Source organism: Haloferax prahovense DSM 18310 (genome assembly GCF_000336815.1).
GTDB classification, from domain to species: Archaea; Halobacteriota; Halobacteria; order Halobacteriales; family Haloferacaceae; genus Haloferax; species Haloferax prahovense.
This window is the reverse complement of record NZ_AOLG01000014.1, coordinates 150,191-166,855: the sequence shown is the minus strand read 5'-3', so window position 1 is coordinate 166,855 and position 16,665 is coordinate 150,191. Positions and strand designations below refer to the sequence as shown.

Sequence of the window (16,665 nt, the reverse complement as noted above, 5' to 3'; positions counted from 1 at the left end):
GAAAAGCGAGGACTATATGCCCTCGCACTTGGGGTCCCCTTATCGCACTTGCGTGCAGTGTAAAGGTTTCGCGCCTGCTGCGCCCCGTAGGGCCCGGAATCTTGTCTCAGATTCCGTCTCCGGGCTCTTGCTCTCACAACCCGTACCGATTATCGGCACGGTGGGCCGTTACCCCACCGTCTACCTAATCGGCCGCAGCCACATCCTACAGCGCCTGAGCGTTTCGGGGAGTCGGCATTCCAGCATGACTCCCGTATGAANCCCCACCGTCTACCTAATCGGCCGCAGCCACATCCTACAGCGCCTGAGCGTTTCGGGGAGTCGGCATTCCAGCATGACTCCCGTATGAACTATTAGCCTCAGTTTCCCGAGGTTATCGTTCTCTGTAGGGTAGTTTGGCCACGTGTTACTGAGCTTTTCGCCACGAGTATGAACTCGTGCAACTAGCATGGCTAAATCGGACCCCAATAGCAATGACCTCCGGCAGGATCAACCGGAATGGGTCGCGACCATTTAAACCTGGTCGCGGGGTTTTGGCGGGGGAATGGCAGCGATATGCTGTCAAATCACCGTTCAAAGGTCCGAGTTCGTATGACATCCGTTCGGATGTCACCGAACTACTAGGGCTAACATCAGATACCGTCTTGCGGCGTACCGCAGGGGCGGAATCCTCATTTCCTTCGGACCTGAACCGAGGCGATTCGTGGGTATAAACCCTTCGAACCTCCGTGGGTTCTGGTCCGGTGAGGCAGGACGCGTTGAATCGCCCTGCAATCGCGGTGTGTCGTTCGCATTCATCCGAAATGCCTTGGACCACTTAAGGCCGTCGTATCGTGGCGACCCCCGGGAAGGTGTGTCATCCCGGTGAGCGCCTGACGACCTTGGGGTCGGGGCGTTCGGTGGAAGCTTTCGGGGGGAGTGCCCCCGTGCGCTTCTTCGCATTAATCCGAATGCCGGGGATACATTTAACCCCGTTGATTTAGTGGCTCTGTGAGAAAAATAGACACGAGGCGTGCCATAACTTCACGCGCGGTCAATTGTGACATCAATTAGACTGAGCGAGAAATCAATGTATTAGTTTCGCGTGCGTGCGAGGTGTCGATAGAATCGACCCGTTGAAGTCGGTTTATAACGGGTCGCTTTATAAGGCCGGAGGTACGATTCACGTGCGAGCAATGAGTGGGCCGGCAGACTCCATCGAGATTCAGAACGTAGTCGCATCGACCGGGATCGGTCAGGAGCTCGACCTCGAAGCCCTCGCCGACGACCTCCCCGGTGCAGATTTCAACCCGGACAACTTCCCGGGCCTCGTCTATCGCACCCAGGACCCGAAAGCCGCTGCGCTCATCTTCCGCTCGGGGAAGATCGTGTGCACGGGCGCAAAGAGTATCGACGACGTGCACGACGCACTCGGAATCATCTTCGACAAGCTCCGCGAGCTGAAGATTCCCGTCGATGACGAGCCAGAGATAACCGTCCAGAACATCGTCTCCAGCGCGGACCTCGGACACAACCTGAACCTGAACGCGCTGGCTATCGGTCTCGGCCTCGAAGACGTCGAGTACGAGCCCGAGCAGTTCCCCGGCCTCGTCTATCGGATGGACGAGCCGAAGGTCGTCATCCTGCTTTTCGGTTCCGGGAAAATCGTCATTACCGGCGGAAAGCGGACCGACGACGCGGAGACCGCGGTCGAAGAGATCGTCGAGCGCATCGACGCACTCGGACTGCTCGGATAGACGCTCCCGAACTATCGATTTTTCGCCGCGTACGGACCTGAACACCCGCAAGTGTAAAATACAGAACAGTCCAACGGATGGCACATGAGTGCGCGGGAGGACGTTGCGTTCCTCGTCGGGTCGCAAAGCAGGGAGGCTATTCTCCAAGCGCTGGCAGTCGAGCCGCGTCGACCAACTGACCTCGCAGACAGCTGTGACTGTGCGAGGGAGACGGCACAGCGGACACTCGCAGGGTTTTGTGACCGCGGGTGGGTCAAAAAGACCGATGGGTTCTATCATCTCACCGCGGGTGGCGTAATGGTCCACGACCAGTACGCGGAGTTCATCGGTACGGTCGAGTGCGCCGATCGGATGAGCGAGTTCCTGGCGAACGCCGCGGAAATATGTGAGGGCGCACCGTCCGGCGTCCTCAGCCAGATGAACATCACCACCGCTGCCGACAACGACCCTCACGCACCGCTCAACAGATACCTGACCATCGTCGGAAACGAGCCGGTCGACCGCTTCCGCGGTGTCACGCCCATCGTGAGTCGGGTGTTCAACGAGTCGGCCAAAGACGTATTGGGCCCGGACACGCGGATGGAGCTCGTCGTCGACCGCGACGTCCTCGAACGGTCGATGGACGCCTACCCCGAGTCATTCGAGCGCGCACAGGACCTCGACCAGTTCGAACTCCGGGTCACCGACGAGGACCTCGACTTCGGCCTCCTACTGGTCGACGGCCACGGGGCCGTCTCCGCCTACGACAAACACGGTAACCTGACGGCCCTCGTCGACGGTGACGCCCCGGAGGTCGTCTCGTGGGTCGAGAGCCTGTACGAATCCGTCTGTTCGACATCAGTCCCGCTCGAACAACTCGAATCGTGACTCGCCCTCGACAACCGATGGTGTGACCGATCCGGTCACACGTGATAATTCCAATCACATGCCACTGCAATAAAATATAAGAGGTCGCTCGACAGAGGTGTACTTGCAGCGGTGCAGCGTCCCCCACTAGGCGATTCGGCCCTTACGTGCTTTCGGTCGGTCCCCTGATTCCCCGTCAGGTGTCCGTGTTCTCGATGAGAACGTCTTTGACTACGTCCGGATCTTCGAGCAGTTGGTGTTTAGTGTAGCTCCCTTCCGCACTTCCGCCGCTGTGTTTCGACTGTTCGATGATATCGAGAAAGGCGTGTTCTTTCAGCAGGTCGCGGACCCGCCGAAGCGACAGGCTATCAGAACCCTGCTGCCGACAGATGTTCTCGTAAACCTCGTAGACGCGACTCGTCCGGAAGCCGTCCTGCTGTTGGTTCGAAAGCGAGAGGATCGCCAGCGCTTGTAACACGTAGCGAGAGTGCGGCGTCGACCCGCGAATCAACTCGCGGAAGCGGTCGGTCTCCGCGCGCTGTCGCGCCTGCGTGACGAAGTTCTCTCTGACCGTGCTCGCCCCCATAGATTGGGCAATCTCACCCGCGTATCGCAGGATGTCGATAGCCTTCCGCGCGTCCCCGTGCTCGCGGGCGGCGAGCGCCGCGGCCCGTGGAATCGTCGACGGGTCCAACACACCGTCACGGAACGCGTCGCTCCGCGCGTCCATGATGTCGCGAAGTTGGTTCGCATCGTACGGCGGGAAGACGAATTCGCGCTCGCAGAGGCTGGATTTCACCCGCTCGTCCATCCGGTCTTTGTACTGAATCTTGTTGCTGATTCCGATGACGCCGAGCTTACAGCCGGCGATTTTGCCGGCCTCTCCCGCTCGCGAGAGCTGCATGAGGATGTCGTCGTCGCTCAGTTTGTCGATTTCGTCGAGGATGATGAGGACGACGTCGTACAGCGAATCGAGGATACGCCACAGTCGTTTGTAGTACGTCGACGTCGAGAGTCCCTTGTCGGGGACTTTGATTCCGGTAATCGCGGTGTCGTTGACGCTATCGGCGATAGTCTGGACGGCCTGCGTCTCGGTCGTGTCCTGCGCGCAATCAACATAGGCGAACGTCGCTTTCACTCCCTCTTCTTCAGCCGTCTCGACGAGTCGCTGGGAGACGTACTTCGCACAGAGCGATTTCCCCGTCCCCGTCTTCCCGTAGATAAGGACGTTACTCGGGCTCTGTCCGAAGATGGCGGGGTTCACCGCGGTCGCGAGATCCGAGATCTCGTCGTCGCGACCGACGATGCGACCCTCCCCCGGGAGGTGGTTTATCTCCAACAACTCCTTGTTGGCGAAGATGGGGTCCTCCCGGGTGAAGAGGTCGTCGCTGGCGTTAGGCATGTTCGCAACACACCACGTTTCCGATGAAAGGACTTACCATTCGACGCAGCACACACACACCACGTTTCCGGTGAACGACCACGAACCCCGGTTTCCCGTCCACACGAAACGGAGGTATTGATTCACCGGAAACACGGTGTGAGGGAGTCTACCTGACCCAGCGAGGGTTGAGGAATCTCGGCTCGTCTCTCGTCAAGAAACGAGGACGAAAACGAAGACGAGGTCCGAGAGTCCGACAATACCGGTGGTAGCCACGCTGAACGTGCTCGTTGTCGTCGTAACAGAACTCAATGAACGTCGCCCGCGGTAACCGTCGATACGACCAGTAGCACAGGATCTCAGAGACCCGCGAGCACCGTTAGGAGCGGTTAGAACACCGAGAACACGTGCCTCGAGACGTATCGTTCGGGTCGACCAATACTCGAGGATCGAGTATATTCTTGTTTGCGAGTGTATCAATGGTCGGTAACACAAATAAACTATTTAATTGTTGTTATACGTGGGCTCCAGTGCCACCGACCCAGAGAAAGTGGTCAGTTGACCGTCGGTAGTTGACACAGCCCACTCGCTCACCGGAAATGTGGTGTCTCACACCGTTCCGGGGGTTCGAGTTGATATAGATAGTAGCGCGCCTCTCACGTCGTATTTCACCGGAAACGTGGTGTGTTGGTAATAAGTGGACCGATTCAGTTCAGGCCGAAAACTACGGAGAAGGCACGGGCGTCAACGGCCGCTGTTCGGCGCGTTCCCCACCGAGAGACGCTCGGGCCAGTTCATCGGAAACGTGGTGTGCGCGTGACTCCGTTCTCGTAGCTCGCCGGCGAGCGACACCGATTCCGACGTGATTACTGCCTCCCCCCACCGTGTCGTATTTCACCGGAAACGTGGTGTCTGTCAGCGCTGCTACGTTCTCCGCTCGGTCGGTTGGCAGCGGCTGACTCGGGAATCGGCTGACTCCGAAGCGGGACCACCGCTGCAACGGCTGCCGATACCCCGTTCAGTCGACGCGACGTTCAGCCGTCGGTCTCGACCGGCGGCCCCAACACTCGCAGTTCGAGATATCCTCGCCGTCGGGGTCGGATTTCGGCCTCGTATATTTCGACCAATTCACCGGAAACGTGGTGTCTCTGACCGTCTCACGCGGAGTTGCGATTCACCGGAAGCGAGGTGTGGTACTTCCCGCGGGAACGGGTCGGTGACTGACCGGTGCCGACCGACTGCCGTCGCCGACTTTTGTCGAGGTCTGCAACTCGAGTCTCGTCCTCCCGTTCACCGGAAACGAGGTGTGCATGCGACTCACGCGCACCCCGGTTCGCCCACGCTCGGAACGTTCTCCCGCGACGGACTGTGTCGATAGCGTGGCGTCAATGCAATTACCCAGGGGAACGAACCGATACCGTATGCGTGCGCTCAGTCGCGTGTGGGTGCGCCTCAGCGAAGCCGTGTCGGGCCGAAGGGACGACCGAGAGTGGTCCCTCGAGCGATCCCGTTCGACGGAGACGCGGTGGTCTCGTTCGGGAGAACGAGTCGACTGCTTCCGGTTCGACGACGGTTACGTGACCACCGTCCACTACGAAGACCGCGGGGTCACGTGGCAGTTGACCCCCGGACAGGTCCCGCTCGCGAGCGCGCTCGCGATGGCGAAACTGTACCTCGAACACGAACTGACTCCGCAGACCGACCCCGAGGGACGGCCGTTCGTCGGCCTCACCGAACGCGGTCCGGTTCAGGTGTTCGAGGAAATTCCGCCCGAACCGGTCGAATACGTCTACCTCGACGGCGTCCGGACGCTCGAGGAGTTCCCGGAGTTCCTGACCGTCAGCGACGACTTCAGGTCCGTGTTCGACCGGATGGCTCCGGCGCAGTCGAGTACGTCCCGATAGGCGAACCGCCTCGTTCTCGATAGTGCGAGTCGCTCTCGGTGTCGCAAGCCGTTTCCCCGTCGCGGCCGTACCCGCCTTCGATGACTGCCGAGGACGAGGACCCGAGTCCTCCCGACGGAGACGCCGAGGCCGACGAGGCCGACGCCTCCGCAGACGTGCTCGACCGACTGGCAGACGCGACCGACGCGTCGCCAACCGCCGCCGAGGTGACGAGCGAGGGCGACGACGGCGTCTCGCTCGCGTCGTTCTACGAGGCGCTCGAATCAGAGGGCCGACCCGTCGTGACCGCCCAGCAGGTCGCGCGGCGTCTCGGCGTCTCGCAGGCGGACGCGATGGACGGACTCGACGCTCTCGCGGATGCCGGTCGGGTCCAGCGGGTGAACGTCGAGACCGACCCGACCGTCTGGTATCCGACCGAGTGGGGCGAACTCGCCTCGCGGGAGCGGGTCGTCCTCTTCCCGAAGCGCCGCGAAATCGTCGTCGACAACCCGACCCAGTACACGCGGGCGCGACTCTCCCAGTTCGCGCACCTCGTCGATACCACCGGCGACCGCGAGGGAAGAGGCCGAGGCTACCTCTATCGAATCCGGCAGGAAGACGTGTGGCAAGCGCCCTTCGACGATGTCGACTCGCTCCTCTCGATGCTCCGGTCGGTCCTCCCCGAGCGGTCGCCGCACCTCGAAGCGTGGGTCGAAGACCAGTGGAAGCGCGCCCACCAGTTCCGCCTCTACTCCCACGAGGAGGGGTACACCGTCCTCGAAGCGGCCACGGAGAGCCTCATGGGAAACGTCGCGCTCCAGAAACTCGACGACGACCACGTCTACGCGCCCATCTCGGACACGGAGGCGTGGGTCAGAGACGAGGAAATCGCGGCGATAAAGCGCATCCTCTACGACGCGGGGTACCCCGTCGAGGACGACCGCGACCTCGAAGAGGGCGAGGAACTCGACGTCTCGCTTCACGTCGACCTCCGCGACTACCAGCGAGACTGGGTCGACCGCTTCGTCGACCAGCGCGCGGGCGTCCTCGTCGGCCCGCCCGGTGCGGGGAAGACCATCGCCGGTATCGGCGCGCTCGCCGCGGTCGGCGGCGAGACGCTCGTTCTCGTCCCGAGCCGCGAACTCGCCCGCCAGTGGCGCGAGGAACTCCTCTCGACGACCGACCTCGACGCCGACCAAATCGGCGAGTACCACGGCGGCGCGAAGGAGATTCGACCCGTCACCATCGCGACCTACCAGACCGCCGGGATGGACCGCCACCGGTCGCTTTTCGACTCGCGTCGCTGGGGGCTCATCATCTACGACGAGGCCCACCACATCCCGAGTCGCGTCTTCCAGCGGAGCGCCGACCTCCAGTCTAAACACCGCCTCGGGCTGTCGGCGACGCCCATTCGCGAGGACGACAAGGAGGCCGAGATTTTCACGCTCATCGGTCCGCCTATCGGGACCGACTGGGGGAAGCTCTTCGACGCCGGCTACGTTCAGGAGCCGGAAGTCGAGATTCGCTACGTGGGCTGGGGCGACGATATGGCCAGAAACGAGTGGGCCTCCAGCGACGGCCGCGAGCGGCACATGCTCGCCGCGATGAACCCCGGAAAGATATTCGAGATTCGTCGGCTCCGCGCCCGCCACGCCGACTCGAAGACGCTCGTCTTCGTCGACTATCTCGACCAGGGCGAGGCGATTTCCGAGGCGCTCGACGTACCCTTCGTCAGCGGTGAGACCCGTCACCACCGCCGCGAGGCGTACTTCGAGGCGTTCCGCGACGGTGACCTCGACACGCTCGTCATCTCCCGCATCGGCGACGAGGGTATCGACCTCCCGAACGCCGGGCTCGCAATCGTCGCCTCCGGCCTCGGAGGCTCTCGTCGGCAAGGCTCCCAGCGCGCCGGTCGAACCATGCGTCCGACGGGGAGCGCACTCGTCTACGTGCTCGCCACCCGCGGGACCAGCGAGGAGGACTTCGCCCAGCGACAGATGCAACACCTCGCCGGAAAGGGGATTCGCGTCCGCGAGACGAGTTCTGACGACCTCGACACCGAGGCGAGTGACGGTGACCCCGACTCAGATGGCGAGCAGTCAGCGTCTGCGGACGGTTCGGAGTCGGCGATGTCCGACGAGTAACCGCGCCGTCGTCGGGCGCTTGGCCGCCCGGAATGAGAATTCTTAAGTCTAACCGTAGATTGAGATTCTCTTGACCGCTCTTAGCTCAGCCTGGCAGAGCAGCCGACTGTAGATCGGCTTGTCCCCCGTTCAAATCGGGGAGAGCGGACTGAACTTCAACACCCGCGAGCGCAGCGAGCCGTGTTGCATGTGAGGGACTCCTCGGCCCGATTTGAGCAGCGAGCAACGCGGAGCGTTGCGAGTGAGTTCAAATCGGGGAGGGCGGACCGTCTTCTCTCGTACTGGTCGGTTCACCTCCTCACTCTCGCCCACCCGACACCAGCCACCTATTCCCGCCCACCCCACACCGTCTTCTCGACCAGCTCGACGGTCATCGGCTCGTCGACGCGAATCTGACAGGAGAGCCGCGGGTAGCCAAACCGCGCCGCGAGGTCGTCGTGCCAGTGGTCGGCCGTCGGTTCGCTCGAACGAATCCGGACGCCGCACGTGGCACAGAGGCCGCGCCCGCCGCAGTTCGCCCGCTTCGTGAGCCGTGTGTACGGCGAGAGACCGGCGTCGAGAAGCGCATCGCGGAGGACGGTCCCGCGTTCGACGCTGACCTCGGTGACACGGCCGCCGTCGGTGTCGCTGTCCCGTTCGTCGTCGGGGTCGCCACCGCGGACGCGGACCGTGACGGTCGAGTCAGCCGGGTCGCGTTCGGGGTGAGACTCACGGTCGCTCATCTGTCGGTCGTTAGGCCCGACTCGACATGGGTGTACTCCTCTGGTTGGCTCCTCGCCCAGTGGACTCACTGACGCCTCTCCGGTGGGTTCCAGCCGTCTATGTAGAGTCCATATCCGAAGATATCAGTATTATAACGGCTTATGCCGGGCGGATTCGTAGGTGAGCGTGATGGTGACCCTCGCGTCCGCGCCGGTGTTGGTGAACGTCCGCGTCGAGATGAACGACCACGAGACGATGACGGTCGAACTGCACGAGACGAACGAAACGCGCCACCTCGTGGCCTACGAGTCAGAGCGCATCCGCGACACCCTGGCGTCCCTCTCCGCAGGCGCTCGCGTTCCGGTCGAGATGGTCCGCGCCGGCTCGCGCTCGAACGTCTGGAAGGCCGTCGCACTCCACGGTCGGCAGTCCGCTCCGGCGGACCAGTCGGCTCGGACGGCGAACTGAGGCGTCTGCGGTCCCGTCTCCTTCCCCTCACTCGCCCCGCTGTCTTCTCACTCGTCTTCTCGTCCGCCTCTCGTTCACCGGGTCCACCGGAGACAAACCGTCGGTGCTATACTTCTCGCCTGTGTCGCGCACCGCAATGAGCTTCGTCGCCGAGGTGGAAGTCCGGTTCCGCGACCACGACTCGTTCGGACACGTGAACAACGCCGTCTACGCGACCTACTGCGAGCAGGCCCGGGTCCGCTTCTTCGAGGAAGTGATGGACACGCCGCTTTCCGACCCACACATCGTCGTCGCACACCTCGAACTCGACTATCGCGCCCCCATCGAGGGCGTCGGTACCGTCGAGGTGGAGGTTGAAGCCGGCGAGCCCGGCGGCAAGAGCTTCCCCATCTACTACACGCTCTCCTACGAGGGCGAGGTCGTCGCCACCGGGGAGACGGTCCAGGTCGCCATGGACGGTGAGGGCCGCCCGACCCGCGTCCCCGACCAGTGGCGCGAGGCAATCGCGAACCAACCGTAGCTCGGTCCACTCGTCTCGTCGTCGGCGGTCATCTACCGCCGGGATGGTTCCTTTTTCCGGGCGGTCCGCGGCTCGTGAGTCGCTGAATTCGACCCACAGTACCGAGACAGGAGAATTAAATNCATCTACCGCCGGGATGGTTCCTTTTTCCGGGCGGTCCGCGGCTCGTGAGTCGCTGAATTCGACCCACAGTACCGAGACAGGAGAATTAAATACTCTCGTGATAATCCCCGAGTATGCCTCGGGGAACACTAGAGCACGCACGGTCGGCGGAAGCCGACGACGAGACCCCGCTGTCCCGAGCAGGCGAGCGCGTCCTCCACATCGGTCGCGACCGGCCCATCCGCATCAGCGCCGGCCACCGCCTCCTCCACCACGACGGCAAGTGTAGCCGCCCGCACGGGCACAACTACGAGATTTCGGTTCGCGTCGTCGGCGACCTCACGGACGAGGGCTGGGTCGTCGACAAGGGCGTCGTGACCGACGTCATCGACGAGTGGGACCACCGCTTCCTCGTCGAGTCGGGCGACCCGCTGGTCGAGGCGTTCGAGCGCTCCGGCGACGCCGACGGGACGGTCGTCCTCGACGCGCCGCCGACGGCCGAGGTGATGGCCGTCGTGCTCGAAGAGAAGCTCCTGTCGGCGCTTCCCGACACCGTCTCCGAGGTTTCGGTCTCGGTCAGCGAAACCTCGGAACTCTGCGCCGGCTTCTGATGCCCGTCTCCGATACCGTCGCCCGCGACGACACCGACGCCGAGGGCGACCGCCTCCCGATAAACGAGCTGTTCGCGTCGCTTCAGGGCGAAGGCAAACTCGCCGGCGTTCCGAGCACGTTCGTCCGCACCAGCGGCTGTAACCTTCGCTGTTGGTTCTGCGACTCGTTTCACACCTCGTGGGAGCCGACTCACGCGTGGATGACCCTCGACGAAATCGTCGCCGAGGTCGAGTCGCGCTCTCCCGATCACGTGGTCGTCACCGGCGGCGAACCGCTCGTCCACGCCGAGACCGACGTGCTCCTGTCGGCGCTCGCCGACGACTACCACCTGACCGTCGAGACGAACGGGACGCTCGAAACCGACGCGCCGGTTGACCTCGCGAGCATCAGCCCGAAACTCGCGTCGTCGACGCCGACGCCCGACAATGCCCCGGCCGACGTAGACCCCGGCGTCTGGACCGAGCGACACGAGAACGCCCGCGTCGACCTCGACGCGCTCGCCTCGCTGGTCGAACACGCTGCGGACTTCCAACTGAAGTTCGTCGTCACCGGCCGCGACGACATCGACGAAATCGAGTCGCTCGTCGCCGACGTGCGCGGCGTCGCGGCCCGCGAAATCCGCGACAGCGACGTGTTGCTCATGCCCGAGGGACAGACCCGCGAGCAACTCGCCCGAACCCGGACCGAGGTCGCCGACCTCGCCGCGGCGTTCGGCTACCGCTACACGCCGAGACTCCACGTCGACCTCTGGAACGACGCGCCCGAGACCTGAGTACCTCCGAAAACACTCTGAACGCACTCCGAACGAACCCCGAATACACTCCGAACGCACCCCGAACCATTCCACGACAACGATGACTACCGAGACCGATACCGGCACCACGTCCGACGAAAAGCGCGCCGTCGTCCTCCTCTCCGGCGGCATGGACAGCGCGACGACCGCCTACGAGGCCAAGGAACGCGGCTACGAACTCTACGCGCTCCACACCTCCTACGGCCAGAAGACCGAGTCGAAGGAGTTCGACTGCGCCCGCGCGCTCGCCGACGAACTCGACGCCCGCGACTTCCTCCACATCGAGACGAGCCACCTGAAGCAAATCGGCGCGTCGTCGCTCACGGACGACTCGATGGCCGTCGCCGACGCCGACATGGACGCCGACGAGATTCCAACCTCGTACGTCCCCTTCCGCAACGCCAACCTCCTGTCGATGGCCGTCTCGTACGCCGAGGCGAACGACTGCGACGCCGTCTTCGTCGGCGCGCACTCCGAGGACTACTCGGGCTACCCCGACTGCCGCCCCGAGTTCTTCGACGCCTTCGAGGCCATGGTCGATGTCGGCACGAAGCCCGCCACGACTATCTCGCTGGAGGTCCCGTTCGTCCACGACTCGAAGACCGACATCGCCCGCCGCGGCCTCGAACTCGGCGTCCCCTTCGAGCACACGTGGTCCTGCTACCGCGCCGAGGAACCGGCCTGCGGCACCTGCGACTCCTGTGCGTTCCGCCTGCAGGCGTTCCAGAACCTCGGCGAGCGCGACCCGATTCCGTACGCCGAGCGCCCGGAGTACGTGGACGCGGACGCGGCGTAGCGTCGCCCCCGTGCGCCGACGACGGGGATAGACTCCGCCCGCCGTTCTACCTGTCTCCTCGCTCCCCTTTTTCACCGACCTGCGCGAATCTCGGGTCATGAGCGACGAGAAACGCCGAACCGCCGCCCAGTTCGGGAGCGCCGCCGAGTCGTACTTCGACAGCGAGGTCCACCGTCTCGGCGAGGACCGGGAGACGCTCGCGTCGTGGTGCCGCGGCGCGACCCGCGCGCTCGACGTGGCGACCGGGGCCGGCCACACCGCGGGCGCGATAGCCGAGGCGGGCGTTCCCTCGGTCGTCGCGGCCGACGCCGCCCCGGAGATGGTCGCCACCGCGGTCCGCGAATACCCCGTCACGGGCGTCGTCGCCGACGCGGAGCGCCTTCCCTTCGCGGACGATTCTTTCGACGCGGCCGCCTGCCGAATCGCCGCGCACCACTTCCCCGACCCCGAGTCGTTCGTCGCGGAAGTCGCTCGCGTCCTCGAACCCGGCGGTGTCCTCGCCTTCGAGGACAACGTCGCGCCCGAGGACGCGACTCTCGCCGAGTTCCTCAACGGCGTCGAGGTGCTCCGCGACCCGACCCACGTCGAACTCCACCCGGTTTCGCGGTGGCGCGAGTGGTTCGAGGCCGCGGGCCTGTCGGTCGAAGCGGTCGAGACCGCAGCGATACGCCTCGAATTCGACCCGTGGACCGAGCGGACGAACGTCTCGCCCGACGACCGGGCCGAACTCGAACGGCGCTTCCGCGAGGCGCCCGACGAGGCGAAAGCGCTGTTCGACGTGGTGTTCGACGGCGACGAGGTCGTCTCGTTCGCCAACCCGAAGGCGCTGATTCGAGCACGGAAGGAGTAGCTCTGTCGGGGAAACCCCCGACCCGACCCGACCCCGACCCCGACCCCGACCCCGCTCCACCCCGGCCGACTGCGACTCACCGAGACCCACAAACGGTAAGCGGACCCCCCGCGACGTGGGTGTGTGTCAACGCCCGACTTCGACGCTCCCATCTCGCCGCTCGCGGGGCTCGGCATCGCCGTCCTCGCGGTCAGCACGAGCGCCATCCTCGTGCGCTGGAGCGCCGCACCGAGCCTGATAAAGGCCTTTTATCGGGTCCTGTTCACCGTCGCTCTTCTCGCGCCGGTCGCGCTCGTCCGCCACCGTGACGCGCTGGCGACCATCTCGGGACGCGACCTCCTCGCGGCCGGTGGCGCGGGCGTCGCGCTCGCGGCCCACTTCGCGTCGTGGTTCGAGAGCCTCAACCACACGACGGTCGCCGCGAGCGTCACGCTCGTGCAGTCCCAACCGCTGTTCGTCGCTGTCGGCGCGTGGGCCGTCCTCGACGAGCGCGTGAGCCGCCGCACCGCCGTCGGCATCGGCGTCGCGCTCGCGGGCATGGTGCTCATGTCCGTCTCCGACTTCCTCACCGCCAGCGGCGCGCCGCGCCCGCTTCTCGGAAACGGGCTCGCGGTCGTGGGTGCCGTGACGGCCGCCGCCTACGTCCTCACGGGCCGGAGCGTCCGAAGCAGGGTCTCGCTCGTCCCCTACGTGGTCGTCGTCTACACGGTCTGTGCCGCCGCGCTCCTCGTCGTCGCGGTCGGCCGCGGCGACTCGCTTACCGGCTATCCGGCCCGCGAGTGGCTCCTGTTTCTCGGGATGGCGGTCGGCCCGGGTATCTTCGGCCACACCGTCATCAACTGGGCGCTCGCCCATCTCGAATCGAGCGTCGTCTCCGTCTCTCTGCTCGGCGAGCCCGTCGGCAGTACGATTCTCGCGCTCTTTCTCCTCGGTGAGATTCCCACGCTCCCGACCGTCCTCGGCGGGGCGATCGTCCTCGGCGGTATCTACGTCAGCGCGTCTTGACCTGTCCCGCCACGAGAGGGCTGTCCAGCCTCCGAATGGGAGTCCGCCGAAGCGCCTGTTCACCTCCAGCCTCCGTGTTGGTTATCGACGCTGATAACCGCGTCACAACGCTCATTACGGTGAGCGGTCGCTACTCCGTATGGACGACGGGTCGGGGGCAGACGTACGTGTCCTCCACGTCGACGACGAACCCAGTCTGACGGACCTCGTGTCGATTTACCTCGAACGCGAGGCCGGCGACGTCGACCTGTCGGTCTCGACGTCGAACTCGGGGGCGGACGCCCTCGAACGACTCCGACAGGAACAGGTCGATTGCGTCGTGTCGGACTACGACATGCCCGATATCGACGGACTGGAGTTCCTCCGCGCGGTCCGTTCCGAACACCCCGACCTCCCTTTCATTCTCTTTACCGGCAAAGGCTCCGAGGAGGTCGCCCGCGACGCCTTCCGCGTCGGCGCGACCGACTACATGCAGAAAGACACCGGCACGGACCAGTACACGGTCCTCGCCAACCGGGTCGTCAACGCCGTCTCGCAGTACCGCGCGAAGGCGGCCTCCGAGCGGTACGGCACCGCCATCGAGGTGCTCGACAGCGGCGTCTACTCGCTCGATTCGTCCGGTCGCTTCACCTCCGCCGACGGCGTCTTCTGCGAGCTCACCGGCTACGACCGGGAAGCAATTATCGGCCGCGAGTTCGCCGACCTCGCCGCCGAGTCCGACGACGAGATTCGCGCCGCCTTCGAGCGAGTCGTCGCCCCTGACGCCCCCGACACGGAACGCTTCGAGACGGTGCTCTCGCCCGGTTCCGCGTATCCGCACGACGACGACCTCCTGTGCGAGGGACACCTCGCGCTCCGTCCCACCGAGGACGACGAGCCCGCGGTCATCGGAACGCTACAGGACGTGACCGAGCGCCGCCGCCGGCGGAACCGCCTGCGCTACGAGACGCGCCTGAAAGACGCCGTCTTGGACACGTCCACCTCGCTGATGAGCGCCGAGACCGACGAAATCGGGACGAAAATCGAGTGGACGCTCCAGTCCGTCGGCGAGGTGGCCGACCTCGACCGCTGCTCGGTCTACCTCTACGACGACGAGACGAACGTCGCCGCGCTGATGCACGACTGGCGCGGCGGCGACCCGCGCGAGCATCCCGCGCGCGTCGCCCTCGAAGACGCTCGCTGGCTGGTCGAACGGCTCTATCGCTTCGAAAACGTCCGGCTCCACCGAGTCTCTGACCTCCCGCCCGAGGCGTCGGACACGAAGCGCGTGCTCACCGACGCCGAGACCGGCGGCTTCGTCGCCGTCCCGATGGTCTCGAAGTGGGCGCTCGTCGGCTTCGTCGTCTTCGACGTGGTCGAGACGAGTCGCTCGTGGACCGACACCGAGGTCGACCTCCTGCGCTCGGTCGCCAACAACGTCACGCACACGCTGGCCCGCCAGCGACGCGAGCGCGAACTCCAGCGGCAGAACGACCGTCTCGAGGAGTTCGCATCGGTCGTCTCTCACGACCTCCGAAACCCTCTCAACGTCGCCAAGGGGTTCGTCGAACTCGCCCGCGAGGAGGACGACGTGACCTACCTCGACCGCGCGCTCGACGGCGTCACCCGGATGGACACGCTCCTCAACGACGTGCTCAAACTGGCCAGACAGGGCCGAAAGGTCGGGGAGACGCGCTCGGTCGCCATCGGGAACGTCGCCGAGCGGGCGTGGAAGGCGGTCGACACCGGCGACGACGCGGTCCTCGTCGTCGAAGACGGCCTCGGGAACACGCAGGCCGACCAAGGCCGGTTCCAACAGGCGTTCGAGAACCTGTTTCGGAACGCCGTCGAGCATGGCTCGACGGGCAACCAGACTACGTCTGGTGACGCTGTGGAACACGGTTCCACAGGCACCCGGACTGCGTCCGGTGACGCTGTCGAGCACGGCTCGACGGGCAGTCGGGATTCTCCCGGCGACGCCTCCGCAGACGGGGCGTCGAAGGACGCGACCGACGAACTGACCGTCCGCGTCGGCCCCACCGAGACCGGTTTCTACGTCGCCGACGACGGCCCCGGCATCCCGACCGACGAGCGCGACACCGTCTTCGAACACGGCCACACGACCTCCGAGTCCGGGACGGGTTTCGGGCTCTCTATCGTCGAGAGCATCGTCGAGGCCCACGGCTGGGACATCGAGGCCACCGCGCCCGAACCCGACCTCGGCGGCGCGCGATTCGAGTTCGACATCGGCGGCGTCCGCTCCGAGGTCGAACCGCGCTTCTCGCTCAGCGACGACTGAACCGTCGGCGCGTCCGACTGCCCGTCTCTATTCTTCTTCCAACAGCCGCTTCGTCTCGGCGTGGCGCGCGCGGAACATCCCCTCGAAGCCGACGCCGCCGAAGACGCCCGCGAGGTCGCCGAGCGGGCCGAACGGCAACTCGTACTCCACGCGGTCTTCGAGAATCGTCTCGTCGCCGTCGGCGACGAAGCGGTGGGTGTGGACCCACCGCGAGAAGGGGCCGCCAACCATGTCGTCACGGAACCACGCCGTTCTCTCGCCCGACTCGCGGTCGAGGATGCGCGAGGTCCACCGCTGGCGCGGGCCGACGCCGAACGGTCGCATCGACATCTCGATTTCCGTCCCGGAAACGAGTTCGTCGGGGTCCTCCTCGCCGTCGGGGCCGCGGACCGACTCGATTTCGAGGTTCATCCACGCCGGGGTGAGCGCCTCCAGTCCGGACACCGCGGAGTGGAACTCCCAGACGCGTTCGAGCGGGGCGGCGATTCGGGTTCGACGCTGATAGACCGGCATACCCGACCGTTAGGCTGGAGACGGAAAAGCGGTGCT

At 64.9% G+C, this 16,665-nt stretch carries 15 protein-coding genes, 1 tRNA gene and 1 rRNA gene; 13 read left to right on the top strand and 4 right to left on the bottom strand.

Annotated features, from left to right (window positions below):
• Nucleotides 1-500: ribosomal RNA gene (locus C457_RS20750) — 16S ribosomal RNA — on the bottom strand; the annotation flags it as partial.
• 675 nt (nucleotides 501-1,175) lie between these two features.
• On the opposite strand from C457_RS20750, the gene C457_RS08725 reads away from it, so the two are divergent.
• Nucleotides 1,176-1,736 (top strand): TATA-box-binding protein, encoded by a 561-nt coding sequence (locus tag C457_RS08725; protein ID WP_004041616.1) that lies wholly within the window; start codon nucleotides 1,176-1,178, stop codon nucleotides 1,734-1,736.
• 84 nt (nucleotides 1,737-1,820) lie between these two features.
• Complete coding sequence (locus C457_RS08720; protein WP_449271574.1) at nucleotides 1,821-2,603, top strand: helix-turn-helix transcriptional regulator; 783 nt, start codon at nucleotides 1,821-1,823, stop codon at nucleotides 2,601-2,603.
• Nucleotides 2,604-2,778: 175 nt separating this feature from the next.
• Here the strand turns inward: C457_RS08720 and C457_RS08715 are convergent, their stop codons facing one another.
• Entirely contained in the window at nucleotides 2,779-3,984 is a 1,206-nt protein-coding gene (locus C457_RS08715; protein WP_008093732.1) for a Cdc6/Cdc18 family protein, read from the bottom strand.
• Nucleotides 3,985-5,384: 1,400 nt separating this feature from the next.
• Between C457_RS08715 and C457_RS08710 the strand changes: the two genes are divergently transcribed.
• From C457_RS08710 to C457_RS08700, 3 genes are all read left to right on the top strand, one after another.
• Nucleotides 5,385-5,867 carry a hypothetical protein gene (locus C457_RS08710; RefSeq protein WP_008093730.1) on the top strand — a complete coding sequence of 161 codons (483 nt, stop codon included), beginning with the start codon at nucleotides 5,385-5,387 and terminating at the stop codon, nucleotides 5,865-5,867.
• 80 nt (nucleotides 5,868-5,947) lie between these two features.
• Entirely contained in the window at nucleotides 5,948-7,990 is a 2,043-nt protein-coding gene (locus C457_RS08705) for a DEAD/DEAH box helicase (protein ID WP_008093728.1), read from the top strand.
• 74 nt (nucleotides 7,991-8,064) lie between these two features.
• Nucleotides 8,065-8,138, top strand: a tRNA-Tyr gene (locus C457_RS08700).
• A 178-nt stretch (nucleotides 8,139-8,316) separates the two neighbouring features.
• Here the strand turns inward: C457_RS08700 and C457_RS08695 are convergent.
• The gene (locus C457_RS08695) at nucleotides 8,317-8,712 is read right to left on the bottom strand and encodes a 2Fe-2S iron-sulfur cluster-binding protein (RefSeq protein WP_008093727.1); all 396 of its coding nucleotides are present in this window, start codon (nucleotides 8,710-8,712) and stop codon (nucleotides 8,317-8,319) included.
• Between the two features lie 169 nt (nucleotides 8,713-8,881).
• On the opposite strand from C457_RS08695, the gene C457_RS08690 reads away from it, so the two are divergent.
• The 8 genes from C457_RS08690 (at nucleotide 8,882) to C457_RS08655 (ending at nucleotide 16,116) form a co-directional block, all read left to right on the top strand.
• Nucleotides 8,882-9,160, top strand: coding sequence for a hypothetical protein (locus tag C457_RS08690; RefSeq protein ID WP_008093725.1), 279 nt, complete (start codon nucleotides 8,882-8,884; stop codon nucleotides 9,158-9,160).
• A 136-nt stretch (nucleotides 9,161-9,296) separates the two neighbouring features.
• The gene (locus C457_RS08685) at nucleotides 9,297-9,680 is read left to right on the top strand and encodes an acyl-CoA thioesterase (protein ID WP_008093723.1); all 384 of its coding nucleotides are present in this window, start codon (nucleotides 9,297-9,299) and stop codon (nucleotides 9,678-9,680) included.
• A gap of 236 nt (nucleotides 9,681-9,916) precedes the next feature.
• Nucleotides 9,917-10,393: a 6-pyruvoyl trahydropterin synthase family protein gene (locus tag C457_RS08680; protein ID WP_008093721.1), complete on the top strand. Its 477-nt coding sequence runs from the start codon at nucleotides 9,917-9,919 to the stop codon at nucleotides 10,391-10,393.
• Nucleotides 10,393-11,166, top strand: coding sequence for a 7-carboxy-7-deazaguanine synthase QueE (locus C457_RS08675; RefSeq protein ID WP_008093720.1), 774 nt, complete (start codon nucleotides 10,393-10,395; stop codon nucleotides 11,164-11,166). Before C457_RS08680 ends, C457_RS08675 begins: the two co-directional genes overlap by 1 nt.
• Nucleotides 11,167-11,248: 82 nt before the next feature.
• Nucleotides 11,249-11,983 carry a 7-cyano-7-deazaguanine synthase QueC gene (queC, locus tag C457_RS08670; RefSeq protein ID WP_008093718.1) on the top strand — a complete coding sequence of 245 codons (735 nt, stop codon included), beginning with the start codon at nucleotides 11,249-11,251 and terminating at the stop codon, nucleotides 11,981-11,983.
• A gap of 97 nt (nucleotides 11,984-12,080) precedes the next feature.
• Nucleotides 12,081-12,833 carry a class I SAM-dependent methyltransferase gene (locus C457_RS08665; RefSeq protein WP_008093717.1) on the top strand — a complete coding sequence of 251 codons (753 nt, stop codon included), beginning with the start codon at nucleotides 12,081-12,083 and terminating at the stop codon, nucleotides 12,831-12,833.
• Nucleotides 12,834-12,956: 123 nt separating this feature from the next.
• The gene (locus C457_RS08660) at nucleotides 12,957-13,838 is read left to right on the top strand and encodes a DMT family transporter (protein ID WP_008093715.1); all 882 of its coding nucleotides are present in this window, start codon (nucleotides 12,957-12,959) and stop codon (nucleotides 13,836-13,838) included.
• 139 nt (nucleotides 13,839-13,977) lie between these two features.
• Nucleotides 13,978-16,116, top strand: coding sequence for a hybrid sensor histidine kinase/response regulator (locus tag C457_RS08655; RefSeq protein ID WP_008093714.1), 2,139 nt, complete (start codon nucleotides 13,978-13,980; stop codon nucleotides 16,114-16,116).
• 27 nt (nucleotides 16,117-16,143) lie between these two features.
• Here the strand turns inward: C457_RS08655 and C457_RS08650 are convergent, their stop codons facing one another.
• Nucleotides 16,144-16,629 carry an SRPBCC family protein gene (locus C457_RS08650; RefSeq protein ID WP_008093712.1) on the bottom strand — a complete coding sequence of 162 codons (486 nt, stop codon included), beginning with the start codon at nucleotides 16,627-16,629 and terminating at the stop codon, nucleotides 16,144-16,146.
• Between the last annotated feature and the right edge of the window lie 36 nt (nucleotides 16,630-16,665).